The sequence below is a fragment of the Paenibacillus sp. NRS-1782 genome, assembly GCF_050467685.1.
Taxonomy (GTDB): Bacteria; Bacillota; Bacilli; order Paenibacillales; family Paenibacillaceae; genus Paenibacillus; species Paenibacillus terrae_A.
In genome coordinates this window covers 24,095-44,628 of record NZ_JBITPH010000011.1, presented here as the reverse complement: position 1 = coordinate 44,628, position 20,534 = coordinate 24,095, and the positions used below count along the sequence as shown (strand labels likewise).

The 20,534-nt window shown below is 44.2% G+C and carries 18 protein-coding genes and 1 CRISPR repeat array; of the genes, 10 read left to right on the top strand and 8 right to left on the bottom strand.

Translation table 11 applies throughout. From position 1 onward, the window contains the following. Positions 1 to 319: 319 nt before the first annotated feature. The gene (locus ACIFQM_RS04025) at positions 320 to 1,546 is read right to left on the bottom strand and encodes a hypothetical protein (RefSeq protein ID WP_430048298.1); all 1,227 of its coding nucleotides are present in this window, start codon (positions 1,544 to 1,546) and stop codon (positions 320 to 322) included. A 110-nt stretch (positions 1,547 to 1,656) separates the two neighbouring features. Then, positions 1,657 to 2,391: a YiiX/YebB-like N1pC/P60 family cysteine hydrolase gene (locus tag ACIFQM_RS04020; RefSeq protein WP_430041342.1), complete on the bottom strand. Its 735-nt coding sequence runs from the start codon at positions 2,389 to 2,391 to the stop codon at positions 1,657 to 1,659. A 496-nt stretch (positions 2,392 to 2,887) separates the two neighbouring features. On the opposite strand from ACIFQM_RS04020, the gene ACIFQM_RS04015 reads away from it, so the two are divergent. Continuing rightward, positions 2,888 to 3,628: a LytR/AlgR family response regulator transcription factor gene (locus ACIFQM_RS04015; RefSeq protein WP_430041343.1), complete on the top strand. Its 741-nt coding sequence runs from the start codon at positions 2,888 to 2,890 to the stop codon at positions 3,626 to 3,628. 432 nt (positions 3,629 to 4,060) lie between these two features. After that, complete coding sequence (locus ACIFQM_RS04010; protein ID WP_430048301.1) at positions 4,061 to 4,687, top strand: sensor histidine kinase; 627 nt, start codon at positions 4,061 to 4,063, stop codon at positions 4,685 to 4,687. 95 nt (positions 4,688 to 4,782) lie between these two features. Here the strand turns inward: ACIFQM_RS04010 and ACIFQM_RS04005 are convergent, their stop codons facing one another. Further along, complete coding sequence (locus ACIFQM_RS04005; protein ID WP_430041346.1) at positions 4,783 to 5,739, bottom strand: L-lactate dehydrogenase; 957 nt, start codon at positions 5,737 to 5,739, stop codon at positions 4,783 to 4,785. A gap of 593 nt (positions 5,740 to 6,332) precedes the next feature. Between ACIFQM_RS04005 and ACIFQM_RS04000 the strand changes: the two genes are divergently transcribed. After that, positions 6,333 to 7,154, top strand: coding sequence for a MerR family transcriptional regulator (locus ACIFQM_RS04000; protein WP_430041347.1), 822 nt, complete (start codon positions 6,333 to 6,335; stop codon positions 7,152 to 7,154). A 150-nt stretch (positions 7,155 to 7,304) separates the two neighbouring features. After that, positions 7,305 to 7,421: a YjcZ family sporulation protein gene (locus ACIFQM_RS03995; protein ID WP_430041348.1), complete on the top strand. Its 117-nt coding sequence runs from the start codon at positions 7,305 to 7,307 to the stop codon at positions 7,419 to 7,421. Here the strand turns inward: ACIFQM_RS03995 and ACIFQM_RS03990 are convergent. Both ACIFQM_RS03990 and gntK read right to left on the bottom strand, forming a co-directional pair. After that, positions 7,410 to 7,583 carry a hypothetical protein gene (locus ACIFQM_RS03990; RefSeq protein WP_430041349.1) on the bottom strand — a complete coding sequence of 58 codons (174 nt, stop codon included), beginning with the start codon at positions 7,581 to 7,583 and terminating at the stop codon, positions 7,410 to 7,412. The two genes, ACIFQM_RS03995 and ACIFQM_RS03990, sit on opposite strands and share 12 nt — an antisense overlap. Positions 7,584 to 7,595: 12 nt before the next feature. Beyond that, complete coding sequence (gntK, locus tag ACIFQM_RS03985; protein ID WP_430041350.1) at positions 7,596 to 9,149, bottom strand: gluconokinase; 1,554 nt, start codon at positions 9,147 to 9,149, stop codon at positions 7,596 to 7,598. A 364-nt stretch (positions 9,150 to 9,513) separates the two neighbouring features. Here gntK and map point away from each other — a divergent pair, with 364 nt between their 5' ends. Beyond that, a complete protein-coding gene (gene map, locus ACIFQM_RS03980; RefSeq protein WP_430041351.1) occupies positions 9,514 to 10,260 on the top strand; it encodes a type I methionyl aminopeptidase in 747 nt (248 codons plus the stop codon). 243 nt (positions 10,261 to 10,503) lie between these two features. Here map and ACIFQM_RS03975 read toward each other — a convergent pair whose 3' ends face one another. Continuing rightward, a complete protein-coding gene (locus tag ACIFQM_RS03975) occupies positions 10,504 to 10,989 on the bottom strand; it encodes a CcdC family protein (protein ID WP_430041352.1) in 486 nt (161 codons plus the stop codon). 169 nt (positions 10,990 to 11,158) lie between these two features. Further along, entirely contained in the window at positions 11,159 to 11,635 is a 477-nt protein-coding gene (locus tag ACIFQM_RS03970) for a disulfide oxidoreductase (RefSeq protein WP_430041353.1), read from the bottom strand. Between the two features lie 239 nt (positions 11,636 to 11,874). Here ACIFQM_RS03970 and ACIFQM_RS03965 point away from each other — a divergent pair, with 239 nt between their 5' ends. Beyond that, positions 11,875 to 12,501 (top strand): nitroreductase family protein, encoded by a 627-nt coding sequence (locus ACIFQM_RS03965; protein WP_137061387.1) that lies wholly within the window; start codon positions 11,875 to 11,877, stop codon positions 12,499 to 12,501. A 117-nt stretch (positions 12,502 to 12,618) separates the two neighbouring features. Here ACIFQM_RS03965 and mprF read toward each other — a convergent pair whose 3' ends face one another. Continuing rightward, on the bottom strand, positions 12,619 to 15,261 hold the full coding sequence (gene mprF, locus ACIFQM_RS03960) for a bifunctional lysylphosphatidylglycerol flippase/synthetase MprF (RefSeq protein WP_430048304.1): 2,643 nt from the start codon (positions 15,259 to 15,261) through the stop codon (positions 12,619 to 12,621). Positions 15,262 to 15,473: 212 nt separating this feature from the next. Here mprF and ACIFQM_RS03955 point away from each other — a divergent pair, with 212 nt between their 5' ends. The 4 genes from ACIFQM_RS03955 (at position 15,474) to ACIFQM_RS03940 (ending at position 20,507) form a co-directional block, all read left to right on the top strand. Beyond that, positions 15,474 to 16,235, top strand: a complete 762-nt coding sequence (locus tag ACIFQM_RS03955) for an AAA family ATPase (protein ID WP_430041355.1) — start codon at positions 15,474 to 15,476, stop codon at positions 16,233 to 16,235. A gap of 364 nt (positions 16,236 to 16,599) precedes the next feature. Further along, positions 16,600 to 18,254: a CRISPR direct-repeat array (repeat unit 32 nt; unit sequence GTCGCACTCTATATGAGTGCGTGGATTGAAAT). Between the two features lie 262 nt (positions 18,255 to 18,516). Then, complete coding sequence (locus ACIFQM_RS03950) at positions 18,517 to 18,765, top strand: hypothetical protein (protein WP_430041356.1); 249 nt, start codon at positions 18,517 to 18,519, stop codon at positions 18,763 to 18,765. Beyond that, positions 18,758 to 19,132, top strand: a complete 375-nt coding sequence (locus tag ACIFQM_RS03945) for a hypothetical protein (RefSeq protein WP_430065050.1) — start codon at positions 18,758 to 18,760, stop codon at positions 19,130 to 19,132. Before ACIFQM_RS03950 ends, ACIFQM_RS03945 begins: the two co-directional genes overlap by 8 nt. A gap of 355 nt (positions 19,133 to 19,487) precedes the next feature. Continuing rightward, entirely contained in the window at positions 19,488 to 20,507 is a 1,020-nt protein-coding gene (locus ACIFQM_RS03940; RefSeq protein ID WP_430048144.1) for a DUF6602 domain-containing protein, read from the top strand. Positions 20,508 to 20,534 lie beyond the last annotated feature (27 nt).

Here is a 20,534-nt window from a genome sequence, read left to right as displayed (position 1 = left end):
TCTTTAGTTCAACTTATATAGCTCGGGAAGTTATTCTAAATGCGGCATAGGTCATCAGGGCATAAATAATACCGTACATCGCCCATGTGTCCAAGTTGGCTTTAAAGGTGGCTATATTTGTTGTGATAAACAGGAGGGGAAGTAAAAGAGCTACACTTACACCTGGCAGAACCCTCGAATGAAGAATTGCACACATAATTCCCAATATAATGGCGATTAGAGGGCATACGAGCAGAGTGGGAACAAGGGGGTTCAGTTGGTGAAAAACTAAATAAATCATAAATACACCTCGCCTTGAAGGAGTATGGCAGCTTCATAGCTAATTTGTGCCCAAAAAACGAACTATTTCTTTATCGGAATGATAGCTCAAGGGAATGACAGCCTCCTCGGAACCTGTCTCTAAACTGTAGCGTCGTATTTCTCTGACTCGGTCCAAAGGTTTTTTCTTAACAAAGTCATATAATATATCAATTGAATTTCCAGAAATATGTGTACCTGATATATATCCTCTTTCAGTCTCCTTTTTTTGAATAAAATCTTTACTCTGTTTTAATTGAATTTTTTTAACGTTTTGTAAGGAATCATCCCAAACCATAATTTTATTATTATTTGATATGACATACAAATTTCCGTCATGTATTGCAGTATCATACAAGGAAAATGATTCGTTAGAGATAGAAATTTCTTTATCTAGGGTACCATTTAAGGGATTTACAATTTGCATAACAGGCCGATCCTGAATACCCGGACGATTTCCATCCAGCATGACGATTAAACGATTATGAAACCATTGAAGGGACGATCCGTTATTTTGCCCCACTGGATAATATGCTTGTTCCTGAGACTTATGATTTGGGATAGAATAATTATGAAGCAAGCTATTTGTGTTTAGATCAATTACATAAATACCAACGTTTTCTCCATTCCCGTCTATGTATAGTACATAAGCCTTACTATCTTTTTCTACCACAGATTGGAAATATCCTGGCAACATTATGTGATGAAGTGTCGAATTGCCGGTCTTTGAATATACCAACTCATTAGCATATACCTTTGGCGAATATTGTGGATTGTTACCCACATTCATTGAGAAAAATAGATATTCTCCACTACTTTTAACAAAAGAGGTGCCGATTGCTCTATCCTGGTCGTACTTTGAAGGACCAAAAAAAGAGCGAATGATCCCTGATTTATCCAGAACATAATGCCGATTTTGTCGTTCAGAGGTGATATAGTAGTTGCCAGACAACTTGGTAGAATAATAGAGGGCACGGCCATTTTCTAGTTTCTGCACACCTATAATATCTCCAGTCGGGCTGTAGCTTACAAGATCAGCACCTTCCTTCATTGCGTCAGAGTAGATGGCCACAAAGCCTTTTTCAGCGGTATTCAGTTTTATATTTTTTGAGAGAGCACTCATAGATGGATTAGAATTTTGAGATGATTTTTTTTCTGTATTTTTATTAATAATAAAAAGGGTTAAAAGTAGACCGATTATGCATGCCATAACAATGACGATCCAAACCACCTGTTTCTTTGTTAGCAATGTCTTTACCCCCATGAGAATTTTGATATCAATATAAAAAATGATTCCAGTTAGCAGAATCACGTGCTTCAACTAACTGGAATTTTAAGTGTTATAGTTGATTACTATGACTAATTACTATAATATATACTCGTATTGCCTGATTTTGCAATTTCCAATGGAGTTACAATAGGATCGATAGTGACATAATCGACATCAATTCCTTGAGTTTTCCACGCTTTCCATACTAATTGTGAGCAATAAAATTTATCTTCAGACCACGGATTAACAAAATTCCAATTGTAAGGTTTACCTATTTTCGTATAGGCATAGCTGGCAGCCCCTGTATAATTACTGCTACTAGCACCTTTAACATGCATAGCATAAATATTGGAACGACTACCCCAATCGTTTGTATGATACTGTACTCCATCTGCGGGGAATGATTCTATTGTGTAGCCGTTGGTATTAGATACGATCCCTGCATGTCCAGGGTAACCAAAATCAATTCCCCAAGAGCTTGCATTAAAGGCTACTAAAATATCTCCGTAGGAACCCAATTTGGTAGCGTTCGGCGAAATAGCTGTGTTCCGTTCGTCAGATTTATCTCCTTGCAACGCGATGGTTTGCTGGTCTTCGAGTGCTTTTTCTTTTAATTTTCCACTATTGATATACTTAATTTCTTCCATATTATGCTTTTCAACCATTTCAATATCTTGGTCAGACATTCCTGCACCCTTCATTTCCTGGTAAACATCAGTGGAAATGGATGAATTCACTTCTTCAGCACTGACTTGAATAGTAGGGAGTGCCAAAACACTGATTACAACACTTAAAGATATAATTGTTTTAAATAATTTGTTCATATTACCTCAGCCTCCATCGTTAATAAATTAGATAAAACAATACACTACATACATAGATACATGGTTTTCAGTTTTTCGTTTGAATCAAAGTCAGAATTCACCTCCACATGTAAAAGTGGTCATCCAGCCCTTTGATATTTTTATAAAAGACCATGGTAAAAGTAAGCTTATGTAATGTTATAAAAAGAAACAAAGGGAAGAAGTGACAGCCTTAGTATATTGAATCAGGTAAACGCACTTCGTCAGAGGTATTACCTGAATACAACCATTCTATTTTCGGAAGAAGATTAGGTCTTAAAACCCTTTATTTCTTGTATCCTTTTTTATTCATTATCTGGTATCATAATATACATATTTAACAATAAAATTCTTTAAAATGGTCTAAATGGATTCGTTTTAGGTATGAACGACATCTTTATGTCAGGTTATTTTTTTAAAAGAGCTGTTTGTAATCAATCATTAAAATCTGTCGGGAGTTTTGAAAGGGGATGTTACTTTGCTGAAGGTCGCTATTTGTGATGATGAAGTGGAGCAACAAAATCATGTGAAAAAGCTATTCTTGAAAATGGACCAAGAATTTCATATTTCTTGTTTTTCCTCTGGCGAGGAGTTATTAGCATATTATCAAGAAAGTGAAAATGATCCTTTTCATGTTCTTATTTTGGATATTGAGATGATAGGTATGAATGGCCTTGAGACAGCAAGAAGGGTACGTGCAATTCCAGATTATGATGTTCAGATTATTTTTTTAACAAGTTACCCTGAGTATGTGATGGACAGCTTTGATGTTCAGACATTTCAATATTTGCTCAAATCTGTTTCCTACGAAATTTTTGAACAAAAAATCATTAAATTATCAAAATATATTCTTTCTTTAAAGAAGCGTTTTCTGGTCATTAAAGTAGATTGTCAAGAGATTGTATTGAAATATACCGATATTATATCTGTAGAAATGCATGGTGGATCTATGAGTCGTCGGAAACTGGAAATTACAACCGTATGCGACAAATTCCTCATGAGGGGGATTCTGTCCGATTATGCAAAAAGACTGGGGCATTATCAATTTTTACAGGTTCATCGTTCTATCCTTGTTAATATGGAGCATATTAACAAATTCTCTAGCCATTCCGTTTTTATGTCGAATGGTACAGAATTCCCTATAGGTCGGTCCAAATTAAAGTCGGTTAAGAACACTTATACCAAATATATGATTGGTGAATTTAAGGTAAATGGGTGATTTAATGATATACAAGTTTCTTGTGTGAGATATTGTTTTGAAGTTAATGTAGCAAGTACATACATGAAGGTAATCAGCGGATGATGGGAAGTTATTTAATTCGTTTTATGGGAGGAGGCTCACTGAACGATTGCAGAATATGTGAACAGGCTGCTGGTATTGTCAGTTTCTTTTATAATAACACTTATATTTATTATGTTTAAAAAAAACATTAAACGCGGAGGTAATTCTAAGGTACACGGAGGATACTATTTAATAATAGTACTTGTTATACTAATCAGTACACTCATTATAAACACGTTATTTCTTTATTGCAGTACAAATATTTTTTGTGTAATCTCTGTTATTGGACTATTGATCGTTAATTTGTTGGTTTTTTATCTGTTTTTCAATATGATTGAAAAGTTTAGACTGGCTGAAGTGATTGTGCAATTGCTAAGACAAATGGAATATCAGGATACAACTTATGATAAAACAACTAATTCCTTTAAGGACATCAAGCGGGTTATACACGATACCAATAAGCATCTCTTGTTTATAGATAGATGTATTGAGGAGGGGAGGTTGCATGAGGCCTCAGGATATATCCATCTAACTCTGGACAAGATAGACATTTCGTATCTGAGAGTAAATACTGGAAACCTGGTCATTGATGCGTTGGTAAGTAATATATTAAATATTGCACAGGATAACGGAGTACGGGTCAAATACAAATTTAATCTTCTTGATAAAAACCTGAAAATCGAAAGATATGATCTCTGTGTCTTGTTAGGAAACATACTGGACAATGCAGTTGAAGCAGCGATATTATCAGGCCAGACAGATGATAAGTATGTGGAAATTAATATATTTTCTAATGAGTACACGCTATTTATGAATGTTATTAACACGATGAAGGATTTCACATGTAGTTTTCGTACGAAAAAACAAGAGCCTGATTTTCACGGAAACGGATTAGCTAACATTCGAAGGGTTACGGAGAAATACGATGGAAATATACGTATTGAGGCTATGAACCACAGATTCAATATCATGGTCTCTCTACAGCTTTTAGAATGAATATAGTGTATTGGATAAGTGGATTTTTTTGAAGTATACATCGCGCCGGATTGATAAAATATGATAATACATCTCAATCCGGCGTATGACACATTTTATACCAAGCCCGGCAGGGCACGGATATTGTCGCTGATGAGGCGGCAGGAGGCGTCGAACCTGGCTTGCTCTTCCGGGCTTAGCTCCAACTCGATGACCTCCTGAATTCCTTTACTGCCGATGATCGCTGGAACGCCTGTGCAGACATCTGTATGTCCGTACTCGCCGTCTAATACGGCCGAAACTGCTATAATTTTACCGTCATCATTTAAAATGGACCGGGTAATATACGCCAGCGCATTAGCAATGCCGAAATAAGTAGCTCCTTTGCGGGTGAAAATCTCCCAGCCTGCATCCTTCGTTTTGCGGGCAATATCATCCAGATCGACGTGGCTGAACCGCTCCTGATGCTGACGCAGGATGTGCAGGATTGGCTTGCCGCCAATGGTAACGTGTGACCATGCAACGAATTGGGAATCGCCGTGCTCGCCAAGAGCATACCCCTGTACGCTGCGCGGATCTATGGAAAACACCTCGGAAAGCAGCGTCTTAAGCCGGGACGAGTCAATGGAGGTGCCCGTGCCGATCACCTTGTTGCGTGGCAGACCGGATATGCTTTGTACGAGATAGGTCACAATATCGACAGGATTAGCCGCAATGACGAAAATGCCGTCAAAGCCGCTCTCCATAATCGCCGTTACAATTTCGCGCGTAATGATCACCGCATCATCCAGTACGGACAGACGATCTTGACCTGGTTTGGGGTTAGCTCCAGCCGTAATAATGACAACGTCCATATCCGTGCAATCTGCAAATGTTCCTGCATGTACCTTGGTACGTGTGGACGTAAAATCCATACAGTGGGATAGGTCCAGCGCATGGGCCAAAGCCCGATCATATGTGCGGTCAATCATCATAATTTCATCACAAATGGACTGATTGACCATTGAGTAGGCACAGCTCGAACCGACCATACCCGCGCCGACAATAGCTACCTTCCTTGCCTTCCCCTTCATTTATGTTTCCTCCTCGTTCCAGCGAACGTTAATATGCTATAAATTATGTCTAAAAACCATTTTACGTTACATAACATAACATATTGCTGAGCTTTTGGAAATATCCATTGTTTTACCTTCATTCCGAAAAATATAAAAACAACGATGACCAGAGGCACAAATATATGCTGAAATATAGAGAATACGTGGAATATGCAGTGCTTTTGCAGGTGTGGATTGCAGGGGGTGAGTAGCTTCTTTTTGAGGTGGTATACGCATTGATTGTACTTTCCGATGCATTGATGGTAGGAATAGTGCCATGTAATTATGTGAAGTATGACATTTATGTGACGTTTCTAAAAAGGCTCCTTATTGAATGGGAAACAGGCAAGGCACCACATATTTTGTCAGATTTTAAATGCTGCTGGTTTATCCGACTGTATATGGTTGATTTGAAGTCGTTTCCTGCATTTTTATAAAATATTCGGTTATGACAAAGGTTCCTAGCAGTCCGCAATATTAGAACATTTTTGCCAAAGGGTTTCCATTTGATTCCGCGAATTGTACATATACAAGCTTATTTCTTTCCATACCATCCGGGGAGGTAATGATCAATGGAAGAAAGCAGATCGACGACGGAAGCAGCAAAGCAGTTGGGAATCGGGGCCAGTACCCTTCGTAAATATGCGGCAGCGCTGGAGGAGCAGGGCTATGTGTTCCCGCGCTCCGCCAACCAATCGAGAATGTTCAGTGCAGAGGATGTAGAGTGCTTGAAGGTGATGCGAGGGGCGTTGCGTGAGGAGCATTTGACGATGGAGCAGGCGGTTCAGGTGGTGCTTGAGAGGGTAACAGCCCCCTTCCAAATCGAGGATGCAGGCATCCGCTTGCCATCCGTATCGGATGGTGAATCGCTGGCTGCAACCTGGGAGGAAATATTGGCTGCGGCAGAGAGCAGGGAGGAGACTGTAGTGCAGGAGCAAGTAGCTGCTACTCTTGAATCGGCAGGATTAGGGGATGAAGTGAGCGTGCAGGAACAACAAACGCGTACCTTGGCGCTAACGATTGAGCACAGGCTGGAGCAAACAAGGGAGAGGGAAAAAGAAGAGCTGGAACAAACACCAGTGCAGCTACAAACGCAGGAGCCTATAGAGTCCCAGGCACTGACGGAGATGCAGATTATGGTTCAGAGCGCGCTACAGGAGATGCGAAGTCGTTTGGAAGAGCTGGAAGTGGAGCATAGCCGTTTGGTGGAGAAGAACACCAGCCTTTCCAATCAGTTGGAGGACCAAAAGCGCTGGATGAAAGAACGGGTGGAAGAGGAACGGGATCGGCAGTTAATCACCAATTTGCGTACCTATCAGGGTAGACAGCGTAAGTCACGCGGTTCGCTGCTGTCCTGGCTCGGTTTGACACCACGCAGACGAAGAGAGGCATAGGCATGATAAGACCATCAGACCTTCTTCCCGGTTCTGGTGGTCTTATATCGGTAACGGGCATTCGCCGTAAAAATGGGGGAATGCCCCCCTTACGCATCTGACCATATCTACATACAATGATCCTGTAAATGAGCGAAAGGAGTGTTGTAAATGAGTCATATGTGTGGAATGGGCGGTATGGGGTGCGGCGGAGGTTGGACTTCCATAGGAGCAATTCTGGTTCTGTTTATTTTGCTGGTAATCATATCCAAGACTCTATTTCTGTAATTCCGGTGATAGACGGCTTCCCGTAAAATGCACAGATGTTGCCTTGCATAACGTCAGGCGTACAACAATAAAGCGAAGGCCCTTGATGAGAAGGGTCTTCGCTTTATAGGGTTTGAAGGAGCCAATGGCTTCCTTAATGCCTGTTAGATCGTTTTCTGACATAGGCAGGTTCCACTAGTTTAAAGGCTTTAAGGATTTGGCCTGAAACTCGGCAATATCCTTGAACTCCTCTTCAAATTTACGCGAAATACGGATATAGATCGGCAGTAAATCACGGTAAATATCCACATGCTCCGCCACGGGCTTATGCTGGTGAGTGGTGCCGATCATACCGGATACAGCATCCAGCGAATCAATCCGTCCCAATGCGTACAAGCCCAAAATAGCTGCGCCAAGGCAGGAGCTTTCCAGACTTTCCGGGATAATGACCTCCTGATCGAAAATATCCGCCATGAGCTGTCGCCACAGCTCCGAGCGTGCGAATCCGCCAGTGGCGTGAATGACCGAAGGTCTGCCAATGACCTCTTCCATGGCCAGCATAACCGTGTACAGATTGAACAACACACCCTCCAGAGCGGCGCGGATCATATGCTCTTTTTTGTGACGCAGGGACAAGCCGAAGAAGGAGCCGCGGGCATTCGGGTCCCACAGGGGCGCACGTTCACCGGACAGATACGGGAGAAAGAGCAGGCCGTCCGAGCCGGGGCGTACCTGTTCCGCGATTTGGGTCAGCACATGGTACGGATCAAGCCCCAATCGTTTGGCGGTTTCCACCTCGGAGGCTGCAAATTCATCGCGAATCCAGCGGAACACAATGCCGCCATTATTCACCGGGCCGCCGATCACCCACAGCTTTTCCGTCAATGCGTAGCAGAAAAAGCGTCCCTTGTCATCGGTCAACGGCTTATCAACCACGGTACGGATGGCTCCGCTGGTACCGATCGTGACAGCGACAACCCCCGGCTTGATGGCATTCACACCAAGGTTGGACAAGACACCGTCACTGGCTCCGATGACAAAAGGAGTCGTCTCCAGCAAGCCCATATCATGTGCACAGGTCGAGTCCAGTCCCTTCAGGACATGAGTTGTCGGCACCAGTTCAGACAACTGCTCCTTTGTGACACCAGCAATACATAACGCTTCTTCGTCCCAATCCAGTTGCTGCAAATTCATGAGACCCGTAGCGGATGCAATCGAATGATCCACGACATATTGCTGGAACAACCGGGCAAATACATATTCCTTAATGGAAATATATTTGTACGTCTGAGTCGCAATATCCGGCAAATCCCGTGTAATCCACATCAGCTTCGTCAGTGGAGACATGGGATGAACGGGTGTCCCGGTGCGTAAGTAAATATCATGTCCGTTGTATTCGTGCTTGAGCGCTTCAGCCCATTTGGCACTGCGGTTATCTGCCCATGTGATCGAGGCGGTCAGCGGCTTGCCGTTCTTGTCCACCGCCAGCACGCTGTGCATGGCCGAACTGAAGGAGACGAACAGCACATGCTCGGCTGCTACTCCGCTTTGTTTCATGACCTCCTGCACCGTTGTCACGACGGCTTTGAAAATATCGTCCGGGTCCTGTTCCGCCGCATCCGGCTCAGGTGTATGTAGTGGATAGCCCACATGATGCTGAGCAGCAATATTGCCGTTTTCTTCGAAAAGCACCGCCTTGGTACTGGTCGTGCCAATATCGACTCCGATCATATATCGGGTGTCTGCCATATTCAATCTCCCCTTCACTTACCGTTATTAGCTCATTATCGTTAAATTAACACACTCAGCAGCATAATCTTATTTAAAGCGTTTGCAAAGGTGCGATGGTTCTTCCAGAACCAAAGCCTCATGGAAATTGAAGTCCTGCAGAGAAAATTCAACGACGTCTCTGTGCTTGAGAGCGACTTTCATTTTGTCAATCATTCGGTTTAAAGCGGTCACAAGTCATTTCGTATTATAAACCCCGTAAAAGATGCTTGTAAACGGTGTCATTGGACATCGGTTTCATTTCAATGCTTTTAGCGTTACAATAGAAGCAGAAAAAAGCAGCAGTGAAAAGTGGAACGAACACGGAAAAGAAGGAGACCGTTTAATGATTATTATTAAAACCAAAGAACAAATTGAAAATATGAAGAAAGCTGGCGACATTTTGGCTGCTTGCCACCGGGAAATTGCCAAAATGATCAAGCCGGGAATTACAACGCTGGAAATTGACGCCTTTGCGGAATCATTTATGAAAAAGCATGGCGCAACGCCCGAACAAAAGGGCTATAACGGCTATCAGTTTGCGACTTGCGGATCGCCTAACGATGTCATTTGCCACGGTTTCCCGAACAAGACACCGTTGAAGGACGGGGACATTGTGACGATTGACATGGTTGTAAACCTGAACGGGTGGCTGGCGGATTCCGCTTGGTCGTATGCAGTGGGTCATGTTTCCGAGCAGGCGCAAAAGCTGCTGGACGTTACCAAGGAATCCCTGTACAGAGGGATTGAGCAGGCTGTAATCGGTAACCGGATCGGAGATATTTCCCATGCGATTCAAACGTATGCGGAAGCAGAAGGCTTCTCGGTTGTTCGCGAATTTATTGGTCACGGCATCGGGGAAGATATGCATGAACAACCGCAGGTGCCGCATTATGGACCACCGCATCGCGGACCGCGCTTGAAGGAAGGCATGGTCATTACGATTGAGCCGATGCTGAATACAGGCACCTACCGCAGCAAGGTGGATGCGGATGGTTGGACGGCGCGTACACTGGATGGCGGTTTGTCGGCGCAATACGAGCATACGCTGGCGATTACAGCGGACGGCCCGATCATTTTGACACAGCAATAAACCAGGTAGGCGTATTACAGAAAAGGGGCTGTCCAGAGGGCAGTCTCTTTTAGCATAGGCACCTCGTTGTTATGTATACTGTGAAGATGGAGGGGGCAATCGGGTAGCTTTTTCCGGGCAGGTGTAATGCAGCTTTACAACAAGTACAAAAGACACGACTCCTGTTGGAAGATCGTGTCTTTTTGGGTTCAGCATTTTACAACATTCGATTCCCGACGGTAGAAAGTACAATAGATAGACGAACTAAACCGTTTCAGGATTAAGCTGACGATATTGAAAATACATACGAAGTCGCCAGTGAAGCAATGTCCCGAAGGCAAGGATAAAAAATAGCCCTGCCGTCTGTGGAATGGTAATGTAGCGCTGGATAAACTCATGCAGCAGCAAGCGAACGATCAGCAGACTGATCAGGATAAAAAAGAAGGTGCGTGAGCGTTGTACAAAAACTAATCCTTCTTGCATCTCAAACTTGGTGCTGCGGATCAGCGGGTACGAGAAAATAAACCAGCCGACCAGAAAAGCGCCCATTGCCCAAAGCGAGGGAACTCGTACCTCTGGCACGATAAACATCATAAAGCCGGTGCTCATACCGAGCGGAGGGATAATAATCTTTTTGGCGTTAACCGGGCGATGACCTGTCTTCATACGGATGAAAATAGCCGAAACAGCGATCAAGATCATGCCGAAGGTTGCGCCATATTGCAGAATTGGGGTGCTGATATGAATCATGGACGGGGCCCCCTCTATCAGAAATGTAAGCGTTATTGGCCAGACTGCAAATATTTTTTCATTATACCACATATGTAATGGATATATTTAGTTACAGTCTTTCCTCCGGCAAGCGGATTATACGCTCGATTGTGGTGACTGATCCCACGTCCTCGGGCCTCTTTCATACTTATGCAAGATGCTCTGCTTGTACCTCTCCTTGCACCGATTTTTTCTCCTGACGCATGATATACCCCATGGCTGCAATAATAAGGATAAAAGCGATGAGTGCGAGAAAAGGAATGGTAATAAAATCAAACCAGTTCAGATAATCCTGTTCACAGGATACTCTGCCGCAGGAGGTTGAAGCTTGCGTAGCTGCTTTGGCGGCTGCATGGATACGCTGAATCGTAAAGTGATAGGCCGAAATGGCGCCTCCAATAATAGCCAGCGGCATGACATAACGACGTATTCCCGTATCTCCCCGAAAATAAGCGATTCCGAGCAAGAGGGTCAGGGGATACATCAGAATGCGTTGAAACCAGCACAGCTTGCAAGGCTCGTACCCCAAAATCTCGCTGAGATACAGACTGCCTAATGTGGCCACACAAGCCACAACCCAGGCGGCAAACAAAGCTATATCTGTTTTTTTAAACGATCCAATCATAGTAACGCTCCTTTTTCGATTCAAATGAGAACAAAATGAACTCACCGTGTCTTGTCCGATCAGCAGTTATCTGCTGATATGGATGTCTTATCCATATTGTACTGTATTTTGAGTGCAGGATCATACTTAAATATATTGACATCATTCACTACCGTTTTTATAATTACAGTAGTTTAGGAAGTTAATAAGGATTCAAGATCAGATATATATACTATGAGAAATGTAGGAGTGTGTCCAGAATGTCAAGTATCCAAAAAAACGAAACTCTGTCTGTCATTAGTGAAAGACATGCGGTAAAAAGTTATGTTAAGGATTTTAAATTGCCAGAGGAAGACCTGGAAGCTATTTTGACAGCTGCGATAGAAGCTCCTTCCGCCTGGAACCTTCAACACTGGAAATTCCTCGTGATTGAAACCGAAGCTGACAAGCAAAAGTTGCTGCCTATCGCTTACAATCAGGGGCAAGTAGCCGAAAGCTCTGTGACCATTGCCGTTTTGGGTGATCTGGAAGCGAACCGTAACGCTGTGATTTATGATCAAGCGGTAGACGCTGGTACAATGCCTGCGGAAATCCGTGACGCATTGGTAGGTCAAATCAACGGTGCTTACCAAAACGCACAAGTAGCTCGCGATGCAGCGATCCTGAACTCTGCTTTTGCGGCACAAAACATTATGCTGGCTGCCAAATCTCTGGGCTATGATACTTGCGCTATGGGTGGTTTCATTCCTGCGCAATTGATTGAGCAATTCAACATTCCTGCACGTTACCTGCCAACGATGCTGATTACGGTAGGTAAAGCACAAGTACCAGCACGTCCATCCGGACGTTTCCCATTGTCTGAAGTTGTTGTAAAAGGTAGCTTCTAAGAAGAATTTTTAACATCAGGATTTTGCAAAATCCTCACATAAAAAGGGTGTTCCTGCAACCGTCGTGGTTGGGGGAACACCCTTTTGTTATGCTTTCGTTGCAAGAAATGCTTCTACCTAATCTGATCGTTTGGAGACCAAATATACCAGCTCCAGCGTCAGAATAGGTAAAAAGACAGAAGCCGGATAGGCCAGATAGCGTGGCTCCCATTGCGGCTTGAACTTATCCTTGAAGCGGCGAAGCCCTTGAAAGCCGTAAAAATGTCCTCCGTATTGGAAAACGAGCCGAGCCAGCTTTTCCTCGCGCAACGCTTTTTCGCTTTGTCCTACTTGGGACAGCGGAGCCATGCCCAGATTGAAGGTCGTATATCCGCTGTCCTTGGCCCACTCGATCACTCGTGTGAACAAGTAGTCCATCGTGCCATTCGGTGTATCGGGCAGATGACGCATCAGGTCTATGGAGACCGTTTGTCCACGATCATAGGCAGGGGCCATCGTCGCGAAGGCGATGATCTTTCCTTCAGTGTCCTTTAACAGCGCAATCGGGGCTAACTGAAGATAAGGCTCTTTGAACCAGCCGAGCGAATAGCCCTTCTCCTTCCGTCCATCCAGCCAGATATTCGAAATGTGACGAAGCTCCTCAATGAATGCTCCATCTAAAGGCGGCTGGATTATCTCGAACGTGTACCCCTCGCGGTCAAAGCGGTTTTTGGCGCTGCGCAGCACCTGATTGCTTTTACCTGTCAGTGTAAAGGACTCCAGCGGCACCAGCGCTTCCTCGCCCAGCTTGAAAAACCGATAGCCGTTCTCGTGGTAGATGGACAAATACTCTGGTGATGCCTGATAAAATACAGCCGTTAACGCATATCGGTCTGCGAAGCGCTGAAATTCTTGAATCGCTTCGCTCACACGTTCTTTCGGACCGAGCGGGTCACCTAGCACAATCAGTTTGTCCCGACTGCGGGCATAGGGAATAACCACTTGCTCGTTCTTGGTCCAGTACAGATACTTATCGCCGAGAAAGAGCATATGTGACACCAAATTGCCGCCCTGCTTGTCCAAAAATGCTTTTAACTTATCCAGCTCTTGCAAGTCAGGCAGATTGCCAATTTCACGCTGGGGACGGAGGAAGAGATACACTGTCAGGAACACCCACGCCAAAATCAGGCTGAACACCGCTGTAACCCCGTAATCGCTTCGGTTCATAAAAAAGTCCAGATGGACTTTGGCGTGCAGATTGCGCATAAACGCAGTATTGGAGCCTGCCCCGATGACAAAATAAGCTCCAGTCACGAGCAGAGACAATCCGCCCCAGATTAAAATATTGTGCCGATTCAGCGGCGCACTAACCCGATAAAACCGCGAGCGCGAGATCCACAGCATCAGCGCTACGAACAGCAGGAATAGAGCTTCCTCGAAATCCAGACCTTTAATGAAGGTGAAAATGGACCCTGCAAGCAGCAGTACGAGTGTCAGCCGCAGGGCTCTGCGAATGCGCAGGGATATTCCGTGAGACAGCACCACGAGCATAATTCCGATGACGACGGAAATTTCGTGCGACAGGCGCATGACGGGCAGACTGAGCAGAAGCTCAGCAAAACGCAGCCGATAGAGCAGACCGGGCGTAGCCGCCGACAGAAGGAGCACTACGCCGGAGATGAGTACCAGCTTGCCAAGTGCCCATACCCCCAGGTCGGCCAGAAAGCGGAATTGACCGGGCCAGCCCCATACCTTTTGCCAAGCGTTGAGTGAGGTTTCCCAGCTTGTTTCTGCCAGTTGGCTCAGACGCTCGCTGCGCGGAATCATTTCCAGCGCAGCCAGCACGAGGCCGATCAGCCACGGAAGGATGTAATAAAAGACGCGAAAGGCCAGTAGCACAGCCAATGCCCGATCCGAGTTGGCGCCTGCCATTTGCAGCCCGAGCAGGGCAATAATATCGAAGGCACCGACTCCACCCGGCGCGAGACTGATCAGCCCGGCAATCGCGGCAATGACATAAATGCCGAACACGGCATTCATCGGCAGCTCATGCAGCAAGTGCGAGCCGATCCATGCAAAGGTAAGGCCAGCCAGCAGCCATTCCAGCAGCGAAGCGCCGATGGAGGCGGAGATGGTGGACCAGGAAAGCTGGCCTGCTCCCTTGTTGAACCATGTGGCGTACCGTTTGGAGCGCTGCATAATCAGGAACAGTGGCAGGTACAGCGCCATTCCCCATAACGCCCAATGAAGCCACGGATGAGCATTCAGCACGGGCTGTACCGGATATAGATGGGCAATCCCGCCCCAGGCCAGCAAGGAAAGCCCGGTAATGACTACAGGCGAAAGGAACACAACCGCAGAGGTGATGATCCCCAGCGGCACGCCGCTTTTTTTGTACAGCACCGTACGCAATCCCGCTCCTGTAAAGCCAGCGAAGCCAAAGACGTTATTGAAGGTATTCGAAATCCAGGCGTACCGGAATGTGGCTCCGGGCTTGACCTGTAGCTTGAAATGATGCCTGATCACGTAATCGTATGCGCTCATGGCGGCCACCGCTATCAGTGAGAACACGCCGATTTCGATGAGAAAGGTAGCATCCATTCGCCGCAGCTCATGAAGCATACGTGCCAGATTGAAGCCTTTCAGCTCTCGTCCAGCCTCCCATATAATAAAAGCCAATACAGCCAGCGGAAGCAAAATACGTGTCAGCCGCTGCCTGTAGATGGTCATCATGAACTGTACGATTTTAAAGGATTGAATGGGTTTGTGATTTGAATTCATAGATTCACCTGCCTGAAAATAATAAAATAGATTCTGAATGATACACGGAGATATCATGCCCAATGAAAGGCTACTATATATTATACCTGTAATAAACGCCTGAATAACAACAGAAGGGTTACGAAAGCCGAATTTCAGATTGATTGCCGTAAATAATTCCAATATAATGATGGAAAATCCAGTCATTTGCTTGGTAATGGAGCTGAACGGACATGAGTATATGGGATCGTGATCTTTTTGTACGCCGATTGGAGCTGATGTGGCCGCAGGATGCTGACGAGAGCCGATATCCCTTTAATTTAAAAGCCATGCATCAATGGAATGAGCTGAAATTTCACCCGTCTGTTACCTATATTGTTGGAGAAAACGGTGTGGGTAAATCAACGCTTATGGAAGCGATAGCGGTCGCGTGGGGATTTAATCCGGAGGGTGGCACCCAAAATTTTAATTTCTCTACACAGGCCACGCATTCCTCGCTGCATGAGTATGTTCGGCTGGTGAGAGGGGTCCGCAAGCCGCGGGACGGTTTCTTTTTCCGTGCAGAAAGCTACTACAATCTGGCGAGTCATATCGACGAGCTGGATCGGGAAGACGGTGGCCGCCCCATTCGAGACTCCTATGGAGGAAAATCGTTGCATGAGCAGTCGCATGGCGAGTCTTTTTTTGCCGCGTTTTTGCATCGGTTTGGCGGTCAGGGGCTGTATATCATGGATGAGCCAGAGGCCGCGCTATCGCCCCTGCGCCAGATGGCCATGCTTGCACGTATCCACGAGCTGGTACAGCAGGGATCACAGTTCATCATTTCTACGCATTCCCCCATTTTGATGGCCTATCCCGACTCTGTTCTGTACCACCTGACACATGAAGGAATAGACACCCGGACGCTGGAGGAAACCGATCATTTCATCATCATGAAACAATTTCTGAACAATAAAGAAAAGATGATGCAGGAGCTATTCGAAGATCCCCAATAAGGAATGGGTGAACCTCAAGAGGGCTTTCCATACTCATATAGCTATACGTTGGTCTAAGCAGATGAGATCGAAGCTTGTCTTTTGCCCAAATATTCACCGGCTCTACACCTTATTATTGGTTATCATGCTCATGTATGGTATATGTATAAGGGTAAATAAAATGAGCATGCTGCTCTTATCATGAGGTGCGAATGTGAAGCTCACATAAAAACCCCGGATCCTTCGCACCTCGAAATTTGTCGAAAAACATTAAATCAGCTTTCTTCAGTAGAAGTCAATGGTTGATTCAAGCCTTTTTGGCATCGTTTTTTGCTAAAATGTATGGAATTTATATCAATAAGGTATGAATGACTGCATTTTCGCTGTCGCACTCTATATGAGTGCGTGGATTGAAATCTGCCCTAATGCTGCGGGCCATCTATGTTCGTCGTCGCACTCTATATGAGTGCGTGGATTGAAATTTTGGTAGCAGTGCAATATATCTGCGGGTAGTTATGTCGCACTCTATATGAGTGCGTGGATTGAAATATATTCGTCATCAAGGGATTCTACGTAACGTGTATGGGTCGCACTCTATATGAGTGCGTGGATTGAAATACCATATCTCAATTTTCTACATTATAGCTATCGATGTCGCACTCTATATGAGTGCGTGGATTGAAATCCTCCTGTATACATTTTCGTCGCCTTCAGATCCGGCGTCGCACTCTATATGAGTGCGTGGATTGAAATTAGTAGACTTATATAAGTTATACATAATTAAACTATGTCGCACTCTATATGAGTGCGTGGATTGAAATTCCTACACCCGAAAAGAATTTATTTATCTTTGGACCGTCGCACTCTATATGAGTGCGTGGATTGAAATCTCTGGAGTCGTGCCGAACCAAGTGTTGCCCAGTGTGGTCGCACTCTATATGAGTGCGTGGATTGAAATCTCAAGATCATCAAGCCATTTCTCGCCGTATTCAACGTCGCACTCTATATGAGTGCGTGGATTGAAATACCTTCTACCTTTTGGACTTGATTTACGTATACTTTAGTCGCACTCTATATGAGTGCGTGGATTGAAATAGTTAAAGCTTCGGCAATGATCCGGATGTCGTGCCGTCGCACTCTATATGAGTGCGTGGATTGAAATTGTCTTAAGTTGTAAACATTGAGCGCGGTAATTAAGTCGCACTCTATATGAGTGCGTGGATTGAAATTTCTTTTTTCTCCATCCTTCGAAGCAATGATGCACTCCAAGTCGCACTCTATATGAGTGCGTGGATTGAAATTGCTTCAAGCCAGCTTATTAGCTTATCTGCATCGTCGCACTCTATATGAGTGCGTGGATTGAAATAGTTTGCCTTTTGTCGGGCCGCGGCTGCTATACAGTCGCACTCTATATGAGTGCGTGGATTGAAATGTATTCGTCATCTAAGGACTCCACGTACCGTGTAGTCGCACTCTATATGAGTGCGTGGATTGAAATTCCTTTCACCCCGCCTGCCCGTTAGGGTCAGGGCTTAGTCGCACTCTATATGAGTGCGTGGATTGAAATTGTGAAGCACGTGCCCCATCCATTGTTTCGTTTCACGTCGCACTCTATATGAGTGCGTGGATTGAAATTTGAAGAAGTGATTTTGAATAAGCATATTCATTATGTCGCACTCTATATGAGTGCGTGGATTGAAATTGGATTGGCTCCTGGGATAGAGGGAGAGATTCCCCCGGTCGCACTCTATATGAGTGCGTGGATTGAAATCCCTATGAAGGGGCGTAAGCATCCATCTAGAGATAAGGTCGCACTCTATATGAGTGCGTGGATTGAAATTCTTTGCCTGCCATTGCCTCACCAGACACCTGCCACGTCGCACTCTATATGAGTGCGTGGATTGAAATAGGAATACTGTAAACTCTTTAGCTAAGTCTTGGAAGGTCGCACTTTATATGAGTGCGTGGATTGAAATTGAAAAAACGGTTTCGGATGTCTGTTTATCAAGTCGCACTCTATATGAGTGAAAGGATTTAAATTTGATTACATAAATAACATTATAATCCATTTCTTTGCTACGCCCCACGCGAGTCGTGGTATGTAGATGGGGATTACACAAAGTAACAAACGTAAACTACAGTTTAAAGAATTTCACTCGATCTTCTGCAATATACGCTTCGGCCACGAAAAGCCAAAAATCGGAATAGTGAATATTTCATTTTCTTTAATAATGGGATTTTTTCATTGATCTATAGAATAATGCTGTTAATTTTGGCCTTTATACTTTAGGAGGAGAAGGACTTGCTGAACAGTAGTCAACGGCGATTCAAAAAAGAAATGGAAAAGATTCAAAAGGAACAATCCAAGCAACAAGAGGTATACAGTTACGTTCATGATGAGCACGTAAAGGGATACTATTCGGACGGAAACGGAAAGATCAAGCTAAGTCCTTTTGTTAAATTCTTTCGGGTCGTCATGTATATCCTTGTTAGTATTATTTCATTGTTTGGCGCTATTGCTATTTTCACAAGCGGAGAACCTGTTGGCTAAAGAAAAAACACCAGAACAATTCAAAAATTCAGCAAAATATGTAAAATACATTGATTTGGCAAGAAACCCTGACAACTACAAGTCGAAAGAAGTCACCTTTACTGGGAAGGTAATTCAAACGCTTGAGTCAGGTCATACTGTTGCTCTGAGGGTCAATGTTAGTAAAGGCAAGTACGGTATTTGGCAAGATACTATTTTTGTGAATTACCGTAGGTCAGAGGGCGAAGGAAGGCTTCTGGAGAACGATATTGTTACGTTATGGGGGACTGTAGAGGGTTTGAAGACGTATAAAACAATTCTGCGCAGTGATGTAACGATTCCTGAAATCAATGCAAAGTACATTACAATAAATGGTAACGAGAAGTAAGCTACCTATTTCATGCCGAAACAGCGACGTATCTCTCTAAGTAGAGTTCAAAAAACATAGTGACGAAATGAAGCTAGTGGCCTCCTGGTAATCTCTTGTTTGAAATTTACAGGGGGCTGTTTTTTTGGGCTTCGTATATAGTACAGATGACTGCTGTAGCACGGTTATTTACTTTGGTGTCACGATCTATGAAAAATTATCCTTGTAAAATACATACAAAGATAATTATAATTAGAATGAATATAAATACCTATGTGGTTCTGAACTTTTTTCCTTTTTTGAATCTGATTTAACCTATTTATAGGACTAAAGATTCATGAAAATGCGAATTCAAATGAAAGAAAGGGTGTAAGACATGAGCGAAACTACAGATGAAGCTGGTGAAAATAGAAAGGTTGGAAATGTTTTTGAGCGCATTCATCATAATTACCGCTACTTGAATCAGATGATGGTGGAAGAGATCGACATTGCTTCTGAGCATGGCACTCTTAGCGGAAACTATCGCGAGGAGATGTGGATCAAATTTTTCCGCAGCATTATCCCGCTTAAATACTCTTTAGCCCAAGGAGTGATTATTATTGACTCGGAGAAAAAGCGATCTATGGAAGTGGATATCGCTGTCTTTGATGAGCAATTTACGCCTTATGTGTTCCAGTACAATACGCTCAAGTTCATTCCCATTGAGGCTGTAGCAGTAGCAATTGAGTGCAAGAGTACAAAGTGGGATGAAAAAAAAATTAAGGATTGGGCAGATAGTATTAAAAAATTACAACCGCGACCAACTGGCATTGCGCGAATGGTACAAGGGTACGTAACAGGAATTACAAATGTATCACAGCAACGCACCCGACCTATTTTGATTCTCGCCAGTAACCTTCAGCGCGAACAACAGACAGCCATAGACAATGTCGGGGAGAAGCTAGAAGGTGTATTCGATTTTATTCTGTTCAAAAGAGCTGAATCAGGCACTCAAGGGGCGCACAGGGCATTTGATTTGCTGGTAGAACATGAGAAGCAGACGCTTGGCTGGTGGGGAAAGCGATTGAATATGGGCGCAAATGAAGCCGAAATAAATCGTGACTGTCCTATGGATGTGACACCTTCATACTGGAAGGATGTAGATAGAGACAATTTTAAAAAGAGCATAGTCGACAGTAATAAGTATAAGGAATTGAAATTTTCGGATATATCTCTTGCAAACACGCTGTGCGATCTGAAAATACCAGAAAACCCCCTTCTCACCTTGAACTTTCAGCTTAACCAGTTGCTTATGCTGATTAATAACCCCATGTTATTTCCGCATTTGGCGTATGCTCAGGCTTTTAGAGACATTGCAACAGCTAAGAAAGACCAGAATGAACAAACCGCGGATTAATTTAAAAGGATGAGGAAAGGAGATTCG

Coding starts and splice junctions, on each gene's coding strand:
- ACIFQM_RS04020 (WP_430041342.1), bottom strand. CDS start 2,391: ATGAACAAATTATTTAAAACAATTATATCTTTAAGTGTTGTAATCAGT.
- ACIFQM_RS04005 (WP_430041346.1), bottom strand. CDS start 5,739: ATGAAGGGGAAGGCAAGGAAGGTAGCTATTGTCGGCGCGGGTATGGTC.
- ACIFQM_RS04000 (WP_430041347.1), top strand. CDS start 6,333: ATGGAAGAAAGCAGATCGACGACGGAAGCAGCAAAGCAGTTGGGAATC.
- ACIFQM_RS03995 (WP_430041348.1), top strand. CDS start 7,305: ATGAGTCATATGTGTGGAATGGGCGGTATGGGGTGCGGCGGAGGTTGG.
- ACIFQM_RS03990 (WP_430041349.1), bottom strand. CDS start 7,583: ATGTCAGAAAACGATCTAACAGGCATTAAGGAAGCCATTGGCTCCTTC.
- gntK (WP_430041350.1), bottom strand. CDS start 9,149: ATGGCAGACACCCGATATATGATCGGAGTCGATATTGGCACGACCAGT.
- map (WP_430041351.1), top strand. CDS start 9,514: ATGATTATTATTAAAACCAAAGAACAAATTGAAAATATGAAGAAAGCT.
- ACIFQM_RS03975 (WP_430041352.1), bottom strand. CDS start 10,989: ATGATTCATATCAGCACCCCAATTCTGCAATATGGCGCAACCTTCGGC.
- ACIFQM_RS03970 (WP_430041353.1), bottom strand. CDS start 11,635: ATGATTGGATCGTTTAAAAAAACAGATATAGCTTTGTTTGCCGCCTGG.
- ACIFQM_RS03965 (WP_137061387.1), top strand. CDS start 11,875: ATGTCAAGTATCCAAAAAAACGAAACTCTGTCTGTCATTAGTGAAAGA.
- mprF (WP_430048304.1), bottom strand. CDS start 15,261: ATGAATTCAAATCACAAACCCATTCAATCCTTTAAAATCGTACAGTTC.
- ACIFQM_RS03955 (WP_430041355.1), top strand. CDS start 15,474: ATGAGTATATGGGATCGTGATCTTTTTGTACGCCGATTGGAGCTGATG.
- ACIFQM_RS03940 (WP_430048144.1), top strand. CDS start 19,488: ATGAGCGAAACTACAGATGAAGCTGGTGAAAATAGAAAGGTTGGAAAT.